The following is a 17,568-nucleotide window of genomic DNA, read 5'->3' as shown; positions in this document are numbered from 1 at the left end:
GACAATCATAAAAATCAGTGGCTTAGACTTGTGGAGGGAGGAATATGGCAGAAGTCGTTCTTGAGAATATCTGCAAGACATACGGGAACAATTTTCACGCAATCGACCAATTGAACCTGTCGGTCGAGGACGGCGAGTTCTTGATTCTCGTCGGGCCGTCCGGCTGTGGCAAATCCACCGCGTTGCGGATGATCGCGGGATTGGAGGACGTCACCAGTGGCAGCCTTCGGATCGGCGGAGTCGACGTCGTCGACATGCCGCCCAAGGACCGCGACATCGCGATGGTCTTCCAGAGCTACGCCCTCTACCCGCATATGACGGTGTTCGAAAACATCGGCTTTTCGATGCGGCTGGCAGGCAAGCCGAAGGCCGAGCGCAAGAAGCGCGTGGACGAGATCGCCAAGACCCTTCAACTGACGTCTCTGCTGGACAGCAAACCCGCGAACCTTTCAGGCGGACAGCGTCAAAGGGTTGCCATGGGCCGCGCCATGGTGCGCGAGCCGGCAGCCTTTCTCATGGACGAACCCCTTTCCAATCTGGACGCGAAACTGCGCGTGCAGATGCGCGCCGAAATCACCCGCCTGCAAAAGCAGCTCGGCGTGACGACCATTTACGTGACCCACGACCAGACCGAAGCGATGACGATGGGGGACAGGGTCGCCGTGCTGAAGGGCGGCGTGCTGCAGCAGGTCGACACACCCAAGAGGCTCTACGAATCGCCGGTGAACGCCTTCGTTGCCGGCTTTATCGGTTCTCCCTCGATGAACCTTTTCGAGGCGACCATGACGGGCGGCGAACTGATGTCCGGCGCCTTTGCGATTCGGCTGCAGGATGCAGCTTTCGTGCGCAGGCCGGGTTTGAAGTCGTATGCGGAGCGCAAGGTCGTGTTCGGGATACGACCGGAGGATCTCTATGACAGCAGCCTCGAATCCGGCCGCAAGTATCAGACGATACCGGCAAAGGTGACCTCGATCGAAGAACTCGGGTCGGAACATATCGTCCATCTGAACATCGACGCGGTCAGGGTGGACTCCGGCGACCCCGACGCGGTGCAGGATTTCGGCCTGACGTCGAATGCGGTGGCGAGATTCGAACCGGACAGCACAGTCCGCTCCGGTTCGGAAATCCGGTTGGCCCTGGATGATACCAAGCTCCATTTCTTCGATCCCGAGACGCATTTGGCGATCTGAAGAATTGTGGCAGAGCCCGCAGGCGAGGGTGAGGCGCCGGCGAAGTACTCGTAAGAAGACTTCTGAATGAAGCAGACGATCGGCTGCATTGTGCGGTCGATCCCAAAGAAGGAGGAGAAGAAATGACGTTTCGGATAAAGCCCGCGATGCTGAAAATAGCCGCGGCAGCATGGTTGCTTGGCGCAACCGCGGCCATGGCGGACACCACGCTGGAATTCACCCAATGGTGGGAGCCTGAACTGCCCGCTGGCTCCTTGCGGAAAATCATGGACGATTTCGAGGCCGCGAATCCCGGCATCAAGGTGACGCTGGTCAGCGGCCCCTATGCGACCACGCGAGACCAGATCTCGGTTGGTGCTGCAACCGGAACGCTCAGCGACGTCGTCGGGCTCGACGGCGCCTGGGTGAACAATCTGAATGCGCAGGGTGCGCTCGCCGACATGAACCCGATGATGGATGCGAGCAAATTCGACAAAGCCCAAGTCGCGGACATCATCAAGGTGGACGGCAAGGCGGTGATGTTTCCCGTCGCTTCCTTCGTCTATCCGGTCTTCGTGAATTTGGACCTCGCCGCCCAGGCTGGCGTAACCAAATTGCCGTCGACCCGTGCGGAGTTTCTCGAAGCCGCCAAGAAGATGACGCACGCCGACAAGAACCAGTATGGCTGGGTGCTGCCCCTGTCGCTGCAAACACCATCCGGCGTCCAGAACGACATGATGTCGTGGGTTTGGGCTTCGGGTCAGTCGATGATGGCGAACGACAAGCCGGACCTTGAGGGCAAACCGGTGGTGGATATGCTCACCTTCGTCAAATCACTCAACGACGCCGGCACCATCTCGCCCGGCATCGCCACCAAGACCGAGCAGGAAAAGGTCGAGGAATTCGTCAACGACCGCGTCGGGATGATGATCGACTCGCTCGCGCATGTGAACCTCATCCGCAAGCGCAATCCCAAGCTGAACTTCGACCTCATCCCGGTCCCGGTCGTGGAAAATTATACCGGCAAGCGCGGCCTTCCCTATGCCTCCTGGGGCATCGGCATCTCCGCTGCCTCGAAACATCAGGAGGAGGCCTGGAAACTCGTCCAATATCTGATGAGTGAAAAGGTGAACGCCAAGCTCGTGTCGCTTGCAAACGCCTTCCCGGGTAACGTCAACGCCAAGCCCGATTTCGTGACCTCGGACAAGGCTTTCGGCAAGGCTTTTGAAATCTTCAAGACCGGTTATCTCGCCAACGAGTTCACGGGCCTGCCGGTGGCTGAAGACCTGATGACCCAGTTCGACGTGCAAGCCCAGAAGATGCTCGCCGGCGAGCAGTCTCCGGAACAAGCCGCCGCCGCCGCTCAGAAGGGCTGGATGGCGAAATTCTGATCGGCCTGTTCCCGTTTTTTCGACCGGGTGGCCTGACTTCGGGCAGGCCACCCGGCAACAACGGATCGGCAATTTGAGATGGACCTGTTTTTGAAGCTTACCTTCTCATGAAGGCGTATCCCAAGGTTGGCACATGACCCGGCAAAAGCGCTCCCACCACAAGCTGAAACGAGCGGTCGCACCTTACCTCTATCTGTCGCCATCGCTGCTCATAATCGGGCTTCTGATGCTGCTGCCGATGGTGACGGTGATTGCCTACTCGTTCCAGAACAGCGCGGTGCTGCGTCGTGACCCATCCTTTGCCGGGCTGAAACATTACCAAGCGATCTTCGACGACCCGGTCTTCTGGGCTTCACTGTGGCACACGCTCTACTTCACATGCATGAGTGTCATTTTCCACATGACCATCGGCATGGTGTTTGCGCTCATGCTGAACAGCGACCGCATCAATCCGACACTGCGCAATATTCTGCGCGTGCTCTACATACTGCCCTGGCTGTTCACCGCGGTGATCATCGCCGTGATCTGGCGCCTCCTGCTAGAGCCGAACGGCGTCGTGAACAGCATTCTCATGCAATTGGGCATCATCGGTTCCAAGGTCGAGTGGTTTTCCTCGCCCGAGACCGCGCTGCACGCCGTCACCTTCGCCAACATCTGGGCGGGCTATCCGCTCTTCATGGTCAGCCTGCTCGCGGGTTTGCAGGGCATTCCCAAGGATTTCTACGAGGCCGCCGATATCGACGGAGCAAAAGCCTACCAGAAGCTGATTTTCATCACCATCCCGCAGCTGATGCCGATCATCATCAGCATCTCGCTGCTCGACTTCATCTGGACCATGCAGGTCTTCCCGTTGATCTGGATAACGACGGGCGGCGGCCCGATCTACTCGACCGAGGTCCTCAGCACCTACACCTACAAGCTGGCGTTTTCGAGCTACAACCTGTCACAGGCGTCGGCGAGCGCCGTGGTCATCCTGCTGATCTCCCTCGGCCTGACGCTGTTCTACATCCGTTATCAGAAGGCTCGGTAGTCACCATGAGGAAACGAAACTCTGGCAAAGACAAGCTGATCACCGTCGCGCTGCATGTTGCTCTTGCGGTTGGACTGTTCTTCGCGGCCTTCCCGATCTACTGGATGCTGAGCAGCTCGTTCAAGTCGAACACCGAAATCTTTGCCCTGCCACCAACCATCCTGCCAAAGGCCTTCACGCTGGAAGCGTATGCAGCCATCCTTGGCGACCCGGTAAAGCTGCGCTTCTTCTTCAACAGCTATTTCGTGGCGGGAGCGGTGACCGTGCTGACGGTGCTGATCGCCTTGCTGGCGGCCTACGGGTTCAGCCGCTTCAACTTCCGCGGCAAGGGCAGCCTGAACACACTCATCATCAGCACGCAGACGATCCCGCCAATCACACTTTTGATCCCTTTCTTCGGGCTTGTCGTCTCATATGGCATCTTCGACACCTACGTCGCACTGATCCTGACTTACCTGGTATTCACGCTGCCCTACGCGATCCTGCTGATGACGGGATATCTGAACACCTTGCCCCGCGATCTCGATGAAGCCGTGCTTGTAGATGGCGGCACCAGTTGGACAGCGCTTTGGCGGGTTGTCGTCCCGATTTCACTGCCCGGTATCGTGGCGACGTCGGTCTACACCTTCCTGTTGTGCTGGAACGAATTTCTTTTTGCGCTGACGCTGACGAAGTCAACGTCCATGCGCACCGTCCCGATCGGCATCCAGCTGTTGATGGGGCAGCACGCCTTCGAATGGAACCAGATGATGGCGATGAGCGTGCTCGGCTCGCTACCGCTCTTGCTCATCTACCTCGTTGCCCAGAGATACTTCCTCGCCGGCATGACCGCCGGCTCGGTCAAGTAGGATGTCCTTCCCAGGGCGACGCAGAATGGCATCAAGCAATAAGCGGTATCAAGGATTGAAAGGATGAACGTGAAAGACCTCAAAGTCGGCTGCCAGACCTTCACCTGGGAAATGCTGGGAGACCGTTTTGCTGGCGGCCCCGATGATCTGTTGAAGGCGATCGCCGATGGCGGCTATTCCGGCATCGAGATCACCGACACCATGATCGGCCGTTATGCCGATAAGCCGGCGGAGTTCGCGACCGCGCTGAAGGCATCCGGGCTGACGCTCGTCTCCTTCGCCTTCGGCTCGAAGAGCGGCTTCACGCTGAAGGAGCAGGTCGGCGCCGACCTCGAGACCGCGCAGCGCTGGATCGATTTCGCCGCCGCCTTTCCGGGCGCGCTGGTGTCGATGGGCTCGGCGACGGTGGTCTCCGACGGGCCGCGCGACGACAAGTTCGCCATCGCCGCAGAGGTTTACAACAAGGCCGGCGCGCTCGGGCGCAAGGCCGGCGTCCAGGTGGCGGTGCATCCGAGCTCGCACCACAACACGCTGTTGTTCGACCGCGCCGACTACGACAGGATCTTTGCCTTGCTCGACCCCGATCTGGTCGGTTGGGTGCCGGACACCGGCCATATCCTGCGCGGCCACAAGGACATGGCCGACACGCTGCGCACCTATCGCGACCGCATCCGCTACATCCATTTGAAGGACGTCGATGCCAACGGCACCTGGGCGATGCTGAGCCAAGGCGTCTGCGATACGCCTGCGGTCATCGAGATCGCGAACACCGCGCCGCGCTTCAACGGCTGGCTGGTGCTCGAAGAGGAATCCGACACGGCCGCCGCCGACCCCGCCGGCGCGGTGAAGACAAACCGCCAGACAATGCGCAGCTACGGCGCCTGAAGAACGAGACGATGATCAAGAAACAAGACAGACGCCTCAGGGTCGGTGTGCTCGGCTGCGGCCCGATCGCGCAGTTCGCGCATCTGCAATCCTGCACGAAGGCCGCCAATGCCGATCTCTACGCCATCTGCGATGCGGCGCCCGATTTGCTCGTCCGCATGGGCGCGACCTACGAACCGCAGAAAATGTATGCCGACTACGATGCCATGCTCGCCGATCCCGAACTGGAGGCGGTGATCGTCGCCACGTCGGACGCCTATCACGTGCCGATGTCGATCAAGGCGCTCGATGCCGGCAAGCATGTGCTGTGCGAAAAGCCGATCGGCACCTCGGTGGAGGAAGGCGAGGCGCTGGCGGAGGCGGTCAGGCGTTCCGGCAAGGTCCTGCAGGTCGGGCACATGAAGCGCTTCGATCCGGCGCTGGAGGCCGCGCGCGACTTTGTCCGCGACGAGATGGGCGACGTTCTGGCGCTGAAGGCATGGTACTGCGATTCCACCCATCGCTACACCAACACCGATGCCGTGCAGCCGCTGCCCGTCACCAGCAAGCTCGCGCGGAAGCCGGCGGGCAATCCCAAGGCTGATCTCAGGCAATACTTCATGCTGGCCCACGGCTCGCACCTCGTCGACACGGCACGCTTCCTGTGCGGTGATATCGTCGCCGTGCGCGCCCGCCTCAACGAACGCTTCGGCGCCTATTGCTGGTTCGTCGAAACCGAGTTCGCCAGCGGCGCGCTCGGCCATCTCGATCTCACCGTCGCCGTACGCATGGACTGGCACGAAGGCTTTCAGCTCTATGGCGAGAACGGTTCCATCATCGCCAAGACCTTCAACCCCTGGTATTTCCGCGCCAGCGAAGTCGAGATATTTCACGAGAAGACCGCCACGGCCCACAAGCCACTCGGCGCCGACGGCCATTTCTTCCGCCGGCAGCTGGAGGGGCTTGCCCAAACCGTGCTGGAGGGCGCGCCGATGCGCGGCGCCAATGTCGAGGACGGCATCGCGTCGATCCGGGCCATGGTCGCGATTGCCCGGTCTGTGGAGACCGGCGAGCGGGTCGAGCTCGCCTCGGTTTCGGGAGCGGTCTGATGCGTCTCGGCATTTTCGCCAAGACCTTTCCTGGTATCGAACCGGCCGCGGTGCTGATGGCGGTGCGACAGGCGGGCTATGAGGCGACGCAGTTCAATCTCGCTTGCGCCGGCCTGCCATCGATGCCGGACGCGGTGTCGGCGGATGCCGTCGCGGCGATCCGCGCCGCCGCACGGTCGACCGGTGTTTCGCTCGCCGCGCTATCGGGCACCTACAACATGGCGCATCCCGACAAGGCCGTCCGCGACGACGGTCTTCGCCGTCTTGCGGTCGTTATCGAGACCGCGGCCGCCCTCGACATTCCGCTGGTCACGCTCTGCACCGGCTCGCGCAATGCCGCCGATCAATGGGCGCACCATCCGGACAACGCCACACCGGCAGCCTGGTCCGACATGGCCGCCGAGATGGAGAAGGCGCTGACGCTGGCCGAAGCCGCCGGCGTCGATCTCGGCATCGAGCCCGAGCAGGCCAACATCGTCACCTCGGCGAAGGATGCGACAAAGCTGATCCGCGAGATGGGATCAAAGCATCTGAAGATCGTGCTCGACCCGGCAAACCTGTTCGAGCACGCCACGCCGGACAAGGCGCGCGCCATCGTCGCCGCCGCGATCGACGAGGCGGCCGGTCACATCGCCATGGCACATGCCAAGGACCGCCATGGTGACGGCCGCTTTGCCACATCAGGACAAGGCATCGTCGATTTTCCGAATTTCGTCGCGCGGCTGAAGGCTGCGGGTTTCGACGGGCCGCTCGTCACCCACGGCCTGTCCGCCGACGAAGCCCCCGCTGTTGCCGCCTTCCTGCGGAGGCTCCTCTGATGGATACCGCGCCGGCGATCATGCTTCGCGACGATGCAGCACTTCGTGTCTTCGACACCGGGCAGGGCAGTGTTTCCGTCGTCTTCCAGCATGGTCTCGGCGGCGATGCAGCGCAGGTGGCGCAGAACTTTCCCGACAGCCCGTCACGCCGGCGGCTCACCGTCGAATGCCGCGCGCAAGGCGGCTCCGGCTCCGGCGGCCGTCGCCCTTTTTCGATCGCCATGTTTGCCGACGACGTGCTGGCCGCCGCCGATGCGGCCGGCCTCGACCGATTGGTCGCCGGCGGCATCTCGATGGGCGCGGCAATCGCGCTGAACCTGGCGAGCCGTTACCCGGAACGCGTCATTGGCCTGGTACTCGTGCGCCCTGCCTGGGCCTTCGACGCAGCGCCTCCGAACATGCGCCCTTACGTGGAAGTGGCGGAGCTCATCCGCAGCCGTCCGCTGGATGAAGCGCGCGACGCCTTCGCGGCATCCGCCACCGCCGCCCGCTTTCGCGCTGAAGCCCCGGACAATCTCGCGTCCTTGCTCGGCTTCTTCGCGCGTGAAAATGCGACAGTTTTCGCCGAGGTCATGCAGGCGATCGCAAACGATGGGCCTGGCGTCACGCGGGCGGCTGCTTCCGGCCTCGCAATCCCCACGCTGGTCATCGGCAGCGGCATTGACCTCGTTCATCCGCTGGCGATCGCTCGCAGCCTCGTAGACGCCATTCCCAACGCCGCCTTTGTCGAGGTGACGCCGAAGGCCACCGACAAGGATCGCCATTTCACGGAGGTCCGCGCCGCCATCACCCGCTTCCTCGACGATCGTTTCAACAAACAGGACCAGCCATGATCTCGAAACCAGTCTCAGGCCCGGCCGCCATCGCCGCATTGCCACGCGATCGCATGATCGCAGAATTCTCGCTGTGGTCCGCCGACCTCGTCAATTTCGAGAGCGACCTGAAGCGCATCGAGCCCTATGTCGACCTTCATCACATCGATGTGGCGGATGGGCATTTTGCCCCATCCTTCCTGTTCTTCCCCGACCTCGTCGCCCGCATCGCGAAGCTCACGGCGAAACCGATTCATGTCCACCTGATGGTCGATGCCGACATAGTCGAGGCGCAGACGCGCCAGTTCATCGAGGCCGGCGCCGACATGATCAGCGTCCATGCCGAGAATGGCGAGGCGGGATTGCGCGCCGTTCGGCTGGTCCGCGAGCTCGGCGCCGAAGCCGGTGTCGTGCTGAGGCTGGAGACGCCGGTCGAAGAGGTGACGCCTTTCGTCTCCGAGGTCGCTTTCGTCACGCTTCTTGGCACGGCAATCGGCGTCAAGGGGCAGAGCCTGTCGGAAAAAGCTTGTGACAGGCTGGGCACCGCCCGCGCCATCCTGAGAAAGGCCGGCCGCGAGGCGGCCGTGGTTCTGGCCGCCGACGGCGGTATCCGCCACGAGACCGTGCCGTTGCTGCGTGCCGCCGGCGCCGAGACGGTGGTTCTCGGTTCGCTCGCCTTTGGCGACAAGGATCTGGCCGGCCGCATTGGCTGGCTGCACGGCCTGAAGGTAGCGGCATGAGCACTGAAGCCGCCCTCGCGATCGATCTCGGCGGCACCGAGCTTCGCGCCGCCCTGGTCGACCGCGACGGCAAGATCCTGGCATTCGCGGCGGTGCCGACGCAGGCGCAGGCCGGCCCCGACGTGGTGATCGGCCAGATCGAGGCGTTGGCCGCGACCGTTCATGCCGAGGCACCGGGGCTCGCCGTCGTCGGCGTCGGCGTCGGTGCGCCGGGACCACTCGATCCGCTCGCCGGTATCGCGGTCGGGCCGCCGACGCTCGCCGGCTGGCTGGATGTGCCGCTCGCCGATATCCTCGAACGGCGGCTTGGCCTGCCGGTGCGGCTGGAGAACGACGCCAACGCCGCCGCGCTAGGCGAATGGCGTTTCGGTGCCGGCCACGGCGCGCGCTCGCTGGTCTTCGTCACGGTTTCCACCGGCATTGGCGGCGGCGTCGTGGTCGATGGGCGCATCCTGCACGGTCGCCGCGGCCTTGCCGCCGAGATCGGCCATATGACCATCACCAATGAAGGCGAGCGTTGCGTGTGCGGCGTCGTCGGCTGCTTCGAGGCCATCGCCTCGGGAACAGCACTTGGCCGTCGTGCGACTGCCGCCACGGCCGCTGGTGACGGCTCGACTTTGCGGCGCCTGTCGGCGAACGCGGAAGTGACAGGTCGTCACGTGGTCGACGCGGCACGGCTGCAGGACCACCTCGCTTTGGCCCTGCTTGAGGAGGAAGCGCGCTGGCTGGGCGTCGGCTTCACCAATCTGCTGCATCTCTATTCGCCCGATGTGCTGGTCGTCGGCGGCGGCATCGCCAATGGGCTCGACCTGATGCTGCCTGTCATCGAGGCGACCATCAAGCAGCGGGCCATGCGCGCCTATCGCGACGTGCCGGTCGTCCAGGCGCAGCTCGGCCGCCACGCCGGGCTCGTCGGCGCCGCCAGCCTCGTTCTGTTCGACGACGTCGGCACTTTGGCAGCACGCATGCCTGTCGGCCCAAGCACGTATCCTGACGCGAGGAGGGACTTCAATGGCTGAGCTCAAGATGCGCGGTGTGCGCAAGTCCTACGGCGGCGTGGAGGTGATCAAAGGTGTCAAGGCGCTGGCGTCGCTCAGCAAGACCGGTACCGTCTGACATCACTACGATCTTTGTACGGCAACGGCCAGAGGCTGTAGGCCTCCGGCCGTTGATTGGCATCAAAGCGCGCCGATTACTCGGCGGGAACGACGTCCGCCGGCAGGCTGTCGTCCGCCGTGCCCGCCAGAGCGCTGGCCAGCTTGGCCTCGTCGAGTTCGCCTTCCCAGCGGGCGACGACCAGCGTGGCGACGGCGTTGCCGACGAAATTGGTCAGCGCCCGGCACTCCGACATGAAGCGGTCGACGCCGAGGATCAGCGCCATGCCGGCGACCGGCACCGATGGAACGACCGAAAGCGTGGCGGCAAGGGTGATGAATCCGGCCCCGGTGATACCGGCGGCGCCCTTCGAGGAAAGCATGGCAACCAGCAGCAGCAGGATCTGGTCACCGATCGACAGATGGATGTTTGTCGCCTGCGCGATGAACAGCGCCGCCAGCGTCATGTAGATGTTGGTGCCGTCGAGGTTGAAGGAATAGCCGGTCGGAATCACCAGTCCGACCACCGAGCGCTTGGCGCCGGCCTTCTCCATCTTTTCCATCAGCGAGGGCAGGGCGGCTTCCGACGAGGAGGTGCCCAGCACCAGCAGCAACTCCTCCTTGATGTAACGGATCAGCGCCAGGATGGAGAACCCGTTGTAGCGGCAGACGGCGCCGAGCACGACGAACACGAACAGCAGCGACGTCACGTAGAAGGTGCCGACCAGCATCGCGAGGTTGATGACCGAGCCGATACCGTATTTGCCGATGGTGAAGGCCATGGCGCCGAAGGCGCCGATGGGCGCGGCCTTCATAAGCACGCTGACCAGCTTGAACATCGGCGCCATCAGCGCATGCAGGAAATTGAGGACGGGCGTGCCCCTGTCGCCGACCAGCGCCAGCGCAATGCCGAACAGCACCGAGAAGAACAGAACCTGCAGGATGTCGCCATCGGCGAAGGCGCCGACGATGGTCGTCGGGATGATGTTCATCAGGAAGCCGGTGACCGACTGGTCGTGCGCCTTGGCGGCGTAGGTGCTGACGGTGGACGCATCGAGCGTCGCCGGGTCGATGTTGAAGCCGGCGCCCGGCTGCACGACATTGGCCACGACGAGGCCGATGATGAGGGCGAGCGTGGAGAAGGTGAGGAAATAGAGCATCGCCTTGCCGGCGACACGGCCGACCTTCTGCAGGTCGCTCATGCCGGCGATGCCTGTCGCTACGGTCAGGAAGATGACCGGGGCGATGATCATCTTGACCAGCTTGATAAAGGCGTCGCCGAGCGGCTTCATGCTTTCGCCGATCGACGGATAATAGTGGCCGAGCAGGATACCGACGGTGATCGCGACGAGCACCTGCACGTAGAGTTGGGCATAGAAAGGCTTGCGCTGCGCGGAAGGCGCGCCTGATTGGTCTGCGATGTGCATCGAACTCTCCCTGCCGGATGGGGCGGAAATGCACCGCCCTGCGTGACTTCTCCCGTCGCGGCGCTCCGGTCGCACGCCGCTGCAGGAACTTTTGCAAGCGCTGTGCCAGATTGGGGAAAGGCCGGAATCCCCGGATTCCGGGGGTTGTCCAGCATCCTTCGGCGGATATCTGTGCGGATTTCCGCACACGCAACGTTTGCCTGGGCGGAATTTCGCATTAGACTGGTCATTAGGCGCGAGGAAGAAGGAAGAGGCGGACGCCACAAGCAGGCACCGATAGCAGGTCAATAGGGATTGCCGGCCGGGATCTGCTGCGCGAGGCGGTGGTCCGGCTGCGCGATGGCCGCTGGCTTGTCGCCCTCATCGCCCTCGCGGTTCTGGCGGGCGCGATCGCCATTGCCGGGCGCATCGCCTCCAGCCAGGCGGCCGACAATCTGCGCGACGGGGCGCTTGCCGCCTTGCCGCTGGCGGCGGGAACGCTGACTGGCGAAATCGAAAAGCAGCGCCTGGTTCCCTTGGTGCTGGCCCGCGACGATGCGGTGCGCGGGGCGCTGCGCCGGGCCGGAAAGATGCAGGAAGCGGCCCTCAACGACAAGCTCAGGGCGATTGCCGGCGATGCCTCGGCGTCCGCCATCTATGTCATCGATACGGCCGGCATCGCAATCGCCGCCAGCAATGCCGGCGAGCCGACGAGCTTTGTCGGCATCGACTACAATTTTCGCCATTACTTCAATGAGGCGATGGCGAAAGGCTCTGCCAGTCAGTATGGCCTCGGCACGATCAGCGGCCGGCCGGGACTCTATCTTTCGAGCCGCGTCGATGACAACGGCAAACCGCTGGGCGTTGCGGTGCTGAAGGTCGAACTCGACGGCGTCGAAGCTAATTGGCGCTCCAGCGGCTTCCTCGTTTTCGTCACCGACGAACGCGGCGTCGTGCTGGCTACCAGTGAGCCCGAATGGCGGTTTCATGCGCTGGCGCCGCTCTCCGCCCAGGATGCCGCCGCCGCCCATGAGCAACTGCAGCTGACGGACGCCGCCTTCGAACCCTTGCCGATACGACGCGGTGCCGGGGACGGTCTGGCCATCATCGATGGCCTCGGCAAGTCGCGCCAGTTCGTCGAAGTGGTGCAGGATCTGCCGGTGCGGTTCCCGGCTGGCGTCTCTGGCTGCTGACGCCCGCCGACACTGCTCTGTCGTCCGCCGCCAACACGGCGCGCCTGACCACGCTGCTCGGGTTGTTGCTCACCGGCTTGCTGGCCTTCGTGCTCACCCGACGCCAGCGCGCGCGCCGGCTGAGGCAGGAGGCGCTGGCGCGCATGAATGTCGAACTGGAGAGCCGGGTCAGCACGCGAACGGCCGAGCTGACGCGCTCCAATACCGCCCTTGCCGGCGAAATCGCCGAGCGTGAGAATGCCGAAGCCAAGGTCCGCCGGCTACGTGACGATCTCGCCCAGGCCAACCGGCTTTCCATTCTCGGGCAGATCGCGGCAGGCGTGGCGCATGAGATCAACCAGCCGGTCGCCGCGATCCGCACTTATGCCGAGAATGCCGGCCGCTTTCTCGCCGACGGCAGGACCGAACCAGTCAGCGGCAATCTGACATCGATCGTTTCGATGACCGAACGCATCGGCGCGATCACCAGCACCTTGCGCACCTTCGCCCGCCGGCCCGGCGTTGCCGCCTCGCCACTGCCAGTGCGCGAGGCGATCGACGGCGCGCTGTCGCTTCTGTCCGGCCGCATCCGCGATTCCGGCGTGACCATCGTCAAGCCGCGCGGCAACGCGTCGCCGACAGTCATGGCGAGCCGCATCCGGCTCGAGCAGATCCTCGTCAACCTGTTGCAGAACGCGCTGGACGCCATGAAGGACCAGCCCCATCCTCGCATCGAGATCGAAATTGCCGAGCGCGACGACCGGGTGCTGATTTCGGTGCGGGACAATGGCCCCGGCCTCGGTCCGGAAGCGGCCGGCAATTTGTTCATGCCGTTCCAGACCACCAAGGAGAAGGGGCTTGGCCTCGGGCTGGTGATCTCGCAGGAGATCGCCCAGGAACTGGGCGGCACGCTGCGGCTCGATCCCGACGTCGTCAGTGGCGCGTCCTTCACCATCGATTTGAGGCGAATTGAATGACGCAGGGATCAGGGTTGGTGGCGCTCGTCGACGACGATGCGGACCTACTTCACGCCACCACGCAATTGCTCGAGCTTGCCGGCTTCAGCGTGAGCGCGCTCGACGCAGCCGAGGGCGCGCTCGCCATCATCGACAGGAATTTCGAGGGCGTGGTCGTCAGCGACATCCGCATGCCTGGCATGAACGGGCTGCAGCTGTTCGATCGCGTCAAGGCGATCGACCCCGACATACCGGTGATCCTGGTCACCGGGCATGGCGATGTCGATCTTGCCGTGGCCGCGCTCAAGGACGGCGTCTACGATTTCATCCCGAAGCCCTATGCCAGCGATCGCCTTGTCGAGGCATTGAAACGGGCGAGCGAGAAGCGGCGGCTGGTGATGGAGAACCGGCGGCTGCGCGAGGCCGCGGCGCTAGCCGCCGACGGCCTGCCGCTGATCGGCGAGGCGCCCGCCATCCGACGGCTGCGCGAGACCTTGCGCCAGATCGCCGACATGGATGTCGACGTGCTGGTGGAAGGGGAGACGGGAACCGGCAAGGAAGTGGTGGCGGACCTCCTGCACAGATGGGGGCGGAGGCGCGCGAAACCCTTCGTGGCGCTGAATTGCGGCGCGCTGCCGGAGACCGTCATCGAAAGCGAGCTGTTCGGCCACGAGGCAGGCGCCTTCACCGGCGCGCAGCGGCGCCGCATCGGCCGCATAGAGCATGCCAGCGGCGGCACGCTCTTCCTCGACGAGATCGAATCCATGCCGCCGGCCCTCCAGGTCAAGCTGCTGCGGGTGCTCGAGACGCGCAGCCTCACGCCGCTTGGCTCGAACGAGATCCGGCGCATCGACCTCAGGGTGGTCGCGGCGACGAAGGTGGATCTCGGCCAGCCGGACCAGCGCGGCGATTTTCGCGAGGATCTCTATTTTCGCCTCAACGTGGTGACGCTGCGCATCCCGCCCTTGCGCGAGCGGCGCGGCGACATCCCGATGCTGTTCGGGCATTTCCTCGGCAAGGCGGCGGAGCGTTTCGGCCGGCCTGTCGCCAAGGTGAACGTAGCGGTGAGCGACCATCTCCAGTCGCATGCCTGGCCGGGCAATGTGCGCGAGCTCGCGCATTTCGCCGATCGCGTCGCGCTCGGTCTCGGCCCAGACGACGAGACGAAAGTGGCTCCCGCGCGTTTGCCAAAGCCCGAGGCGACACTGCCCGAACGGGTTGGCCACTACGAGGCGCAACTCATCCGCGACGCGTTGCGCGATCATGGCGGCGATGTGCGCGGCGCCATCGACGCGCTCGGCGTGCCGCGCAAGACGTTCTACGACAAGCTCAAGCGCTACGGCATTGTCGCGTCCGAATTTCGCAATGGCGGCGATGCGGATGCGCAACCTGTTCGAGGCCAGATATAGAAGTTGCGCGAGTGCGCCGCCCTTCGTAACGCTGCATTCGTATCCTGAGCGCATGTCGGAAAGAACCATGAACACGACACTTGAAACGACCGCCGATCCCTTGCCGGAAGAACTCGCCTTTCTCGGCGAGCGCCTGACGGCGTTCAACGACGGCGATGTCGGCGCTTCCGAGAGGAAGGCCCTGGCGGTGTTCGTGCGTGACGACGACGGCGCGGTCGTCGCTGGCATTTCGGGCTACACCGCCTGGGGCTGGCTTTACGTGCAATGGCTGTGGGTCGATGAAAGGCTGCGCGGCCAGCATATGGCCGGCAGGATGCTGGACGCGGCCGAACAGGAAGCCATGGCGCGCGGCTGCCAAGGCGCCTGGATCGACACCTTCAATCCAAACGCGGCCAAGGTCTACCAGCGCCAGGGTTATCAGACCTTCGGAACGCTTGCCGATTTCCCCATCGGCCGCAGCCGCATCTTCCTGCAGAAGAAACTGTCGCCGGCTTGATCAGGGCAATTCCAGCAAAAGTGTGAGGCGCTTCCCCTTGGAAATTGCGTCAAGACAAGAGTCTATCCGGCGAGCTTTCCGCCGCGCATAGGCTGCGGCGCGCCGGTCGTGCTCGGGAAGCTGATAGGCAGGCCGCGCAGCACGCGAACCGCGAGGAAGGCAAAGCACTCCGCCTCCACCGCGTCGCCGCTCCAGCCAAGGGTCTCGGCCTGCACCACCTCGACACCGGCGCGGCTGGCCAGCATCGCCATCATCGTCGGGTTGTGGCGGCCGCCACCGCTGACCACCAGTTTCCTGGGCCGACGCGGCAGAAGGTCGAGTGCCTTGCCGACCGCGGCGGCGGTGAAGGCGGTGAGCAGGGCCGCACCATCCTCGGCGTTCAAACCGTCCGCCATGGCGGCGCCAAAATCGAAACGGTCCAGCGATTTGGGATAGGGCTTGGTCAGATAGGGGTGCTGCAGCAGCTTGGCGAGCCTTGCCTCGTCGACCGTTCCCGCGCGGCCAAGCGCGCCGTCGCGGTCCATTTCGCCGAGCCCTTTCGATTTGATGAAATCGTTGAGCGGCGCGTTGGCAGGGCCGGTGTCGAAGGCAATGACATTGTCGGCGCCATCCCACCAGGTGATGTTGGCGACGCCGCCGAGATTGAGAACGGCCACCTCGCCACTGGCGCCGGCACTGCGCATCAGCGCGGTGTGATAGGCGGCCGCCAATGGCGCGCCTTGCCCGCCGGCGCGCATGTCGGCCGAGCGGAAATCGTAGGCGACCTTGGTGCCGAGGATCGCATGCATCAGTTCGCCGTCACCGAGCTGCCGGGTCTGGCCAAGCCGGCCGACCTGTGGCGCGCGATGCAGCACGGTCTGGCCGTGAAAGCCGACGACGCCGATATCGGCCATCGTCATCCCGTAGCCTTCGACGAGTTCCTTGACCGCCGCCGACTGGGCACGCGTCAGGGCTTCCTCCGCCTTGCGGAATATCACCGGCTCCGGCCCGACAAAATTCCAGGCCCTTGCCTCCTTCAGCGTCTCTTCCAGCAGCGAGCGGATCGATTGCGGGTAGGGCATCAGCCGGTAGGTGCCGAAATCGTCGATCCGCTCGCCATCCGTCTTGATCAGCGCGACATCGATGTTGCCGTCAAGCACGGTGCCGGTCATCAGGCCGACGGCCCAGATTGGTTTCATTGTTGAGCTCTGCCTCTTTGCCTTGAGCATGATCCTATCCCAAACCTGGTCCACCTTTGGGGATCATGCTCCGTTGACGAGATCGCCGACCGCCTGCCGAAGCGAAACGATTCCGCTGTCGAAATGACGTGTCGGATGGATCCGGTTGGTGAGCAAGGTCCATGCCCTGCCTCTGTCGAAGTTGATCCACAGTCCGGTGCCGGTAAAGCCGGTATGGCCGATGGTTCCCGGACTGCACAAGGACCCGCCGGACCAGCCGTCATAGGGACGCTCCCAGCCATGGGTGCGGGTGGCGGACAAGGGGGTCCGCATCAGTGCGATCGAACGCTCGGATGCACCCGTGCCATCCAGCAGCCCTTGCGCGAAATCGAGTACGGAAGCGGCCGTTCCAAACAGGCCGGCGTGCCCCGAGCCTTGCAGCGCCGAGCAATTGTCGTCGTGGACCTCGCCGGACAGCACGCGGTGGCGCCGGTGCAGTCCTCGGTGGCGGCCGACGCATCCGGCTCCGCCGAGAAAGCAAAGCCAGGGCCGGGATCCATGTCCCTGATGGTCTTTGCGGACAGCCGCTCAAGTGCAAAGCCGAGCAGTATGAAGTTGATGTGGGAGTAGACTGGTTCCCGTGCCCGCCATTCGCGCTGCAGGATGAAGGCGCGCAGCAGCTCGGGATCGCGCCCGTAGGTGTAGATGGGCTCGACGGCCGGAAACGGTGTCTGGTGGCCGAGGCACTGGCGGAACGTCACCTTCCGCTCCCAGGCCTCCGCATCATACTGGCGAAGGTCCGGCAGCACCGAGATCAGGGGCGCGTCGAGATCGATGACGCCGTCTTCGGCCAGTGCCAGGATGCGCGGCGTCGTGAAGATGACCTTGGTCAGCGACGCCGAGGTCGAACCACGTCTCGTCCTGCATCGGTCGCGACTTCGGCACCAGCTGGGCCGAGCCGATCGACCTGACGATGCGTTCGCCCTTTTTGTTCACAATGCCGAGCACGCCGCCGGGAATGCGCGCCGAGGCAACCGCCGCTGCTAGCGGTTGGAACGCGCGATCGAGGAGCGGAGCGAGGTTGCTCAATGCCCGCC

16 protein-coding genes and 1 pseudogene are annotated in these 17,568 nt (G+C 63.9%); 14 read left to right on the top strand and 3 right to left on the bottom strand.

Annotated elements, in window-relative coordinates; genetic code table 11:
* The first annotated feature begins 44 nt into the window (after window positions 1–44).
* From AC56QQ_RS25490 to AC56QQ_RS25445, 10 genes are all read left to right on the top strand, one after another.
* Window positions 45–1,190, top strand: coding sequence for an ABC transporter ATP-binding protein (locus AC56QQ_RS25490; protein ID WP_497123823.1), 1,146 nt, complete (start codon window positions 45–47; stop codon window positions 1,188–1,190).
* 122 nt (window positions 1,191–1,312) lie between these two features.
* Entirely contained in the window at window positions 1,313–2,560 is a 1,248-nt protein-coding gene (locus AC56QQ_RS25485; RefSeq protein WP_497123822.1) for an ABC transporter substrate-binding protein, read from the top strand.
* Window positions 2,561–2,693: 133 nt separating this feature from the next.
* Window positions 2,694–3,590, top strand: coding sequence for a carbohydrate ABC transporter permease (locus AC56QQ_RS25480; RefSeq protein WP_013896871.1), 897 nt, complete (start codon window positions 2,694–2,696; stop codon window positions 3,588–3,590).
* A 5-nt stretch (window positions 3,591–3,595) separates the two neighbouring features.
* Entirely contained in the window at window positions 3,596–4,438 is an 843-nt protein-coding gene (locus tag AC56QQ_RS25475; protein WP_497123821.1) for a carbohydrate ABC transporter permease, read from the top strand.
* A gap of 63 nt (window positions 4,439–4,501) precedes the next feature.
* Complete coding sequence (locus tag AC56QQ_RS25470) at window positions 4,502–5,323, top strand: sugar phosphate isomerase/epimerase family protein (protein ID WP_497123820.1); 822 nt, start codon at window positions 4,502–4,504, stop codon at window positions 5,321–5,323.
* An 11-nt stretch (window positions 5,324–5,334) separates the two neighbouring features.
* On the top strand, window positions 5,335–6,411 hold the full coding sequence (locus AC56QQ_RS25465) for a Gfo/Idh/MocA family protein (protein WP_497123819.1): 1,077 nt from the start codon (window positions 5,335–5,337) through the stop codon (window positions 6,409–6,411).
* A complete protein-coding gene (locus tag AC56QQ_RS25460; protein WP_497123818.1) occupies window positions 6,411–7,229 on the top strand; it encodes a sugar phosphate isomerase/epimerase family protein in 819 nt (272 codons plus the stop codon). The genes AC56QQ_RS25465 and AC56QQ_RS25460 overlap by 1 nt, the downstream gene beginning before the upstream one ends.
* Window positions 7,229–8,062 (top strand): alpha/beta fold hydrolase, encoded by an 834-nt coding sequence (locus AC56QQ_RS25455; RefSeq protein ID WP_497123817.1) that lies wholly within the window; start codon window positions 7,229–7,231, stop codon window positions 8,060–8,062. Before AC56QQ_RS25460 ends, AC56QQ_RS25455 begins: the two co-directional genes overlap by 1 nt.
* Entirely contained in the window at window positions 8,059–8,781 is a 723-nt protein-coding gene (locus AC56QQ_RS25450; protein WP_497123816.1) for a ribulose-phosphate 3-epimerase, read from the top strand. The genes AC56QQ_RS25455 and AC56QQ_RS25450 overlap by 4 nt, the downstream gene beginning before the upstream one ends.
* The gene (locus AC56QQ_RS25445; RefSeq protein WP_497123815.1) at window positions 8,778–9,800 is read left to right on the top strand and encodes an ROK family protein; all 1,023 of its coding nucleotides are present in this window, start codon (window positions 8,778–8,780) and stop codon (window positions 9,798–9,800) included. The genes AC56QQ_RS25450 and AC56QQ_RS25445 overlap by 4 nt, the downstream gene beginning before the upstream one ends.
* A gap of 173 nt (window positions 9,801–9,973) precedes the next feature.
* Here the strand turns inward: AC56QQ_RS25445 and AC56QQ_RS25440 are convergent, their stop codons facing one another.
* The gene (locus AC56QQ_RS25440; protein WP_497123814.1) at window positions 9,974–11,302 is read right to left on the bottom strand and encodes a dicarboxylate/amino acid:cation symporter; all 1,329 of its coding nucleotides are present in this window, start codon (window positions 11,300–11,302) and stop codon (window positions 9,974–9,976) included.
* A 323-nt stretch (window positions 11,303–11,625) separates the two neighbouring features.
* Between AC56QQ_RS25440 and AC56QQ_RS25435 the strand changes: the two genes are divergently transcribed.
* The 4 genes from AC56QQ_RS25435 to AC56QQ_RS25420 all read left to right on the top strand — a co-directional run bounded on the left by AC56QQ_RS25435 (window position 11,626) and on the right by AC56QQ_RS25420 (window position 15,314).
* Window positions 11,626–12,474 (top strand): cache domain-containing protein, encoded by an 849-nt coding sequence (locus AC56QQ_RS25435; RefSeq protein WP_497123813.1) that lies wholly within the window; start codon window positions 11,626–11,628, stop codon window positions 12,472–12,474.
* A 62-nt stretch (window positions 12,475–12,536) separates the two neighbouring features.
* Window positions 12,537–13,430, top strand: a complete 894-nt coding sequence (locus AC56QQ_RS25430) for a sensor histidine kinase (protein WP_497123812.1) — start codon at window positions 12,537–12,539, stop codon at window positions 13,428–13,430.
* Window positions 13,427–14,818 (top strand): sigma-54-dependent transcriptional regulator, encoded by a 1,392-nt coding sequence (locus AC56QQ_RS25425; protein WP_497123811.1) that lies wholly within the window; start codon window positions 13,427–13,429, stop codon window positions 14,816–14,818. Before AC56QQ_RS25430 ends, AC56QQ_RS25425 begins: the two co-directional genes overlap by 4 nt.
* 67 nt (window positions 14,819–14,885) lie before the next feature.
* Entirely contained in the window at window positions 14,886–15,314 is a 429-nt protein-coding gene (locus AC56QQ_RS25420; RefSeq protein ID WP_497123810.1) for a GNAT family N-acetyltransferase, read from the top strand.
* Window positions 15,315–15,376: 62 nt separating this feature from the next.
* Here the strand turns inward: AC56QQ_RS25420 and AC56QQ_RS25415 are convergent, their stop codons facing one another.
* Together AC56QQ_RS25415 and AC56QQ_RS25410 are read right to left on the bottom strand one after the other, a co-directional pair.
* The gene (locus AC56QQ_RS25415) at window positions 15,377–16,492 is read right to left on the bottom strand and encodes an anhydro-N-acetylmuramic acid kinase (RefSeq protein ID WP_091576630.1); all 1,116 of its coding nucleotides are present in this window, start codon (window positions 16,490–16,492) and stop codon (window positions 15,377–15,379) included.
* Between the two features lie 63 nt (window positions 16,493–16,555).
* A pseudogene (locus tag AC56QQ_RS25410) lies at window positions 16,556–17,560 on the bottom strand (serine hydrolase domain-containing protein).
* Window positions 17,561–17,568 lie beyond the last annotated feature (8 nt).

The organism is Mesorhizobium sp. RCAM 05099 (genome assembly GCF_059683685.1).
This window is presented reverse-complemented; position numbering and strand designations above follow the sequence as displayed.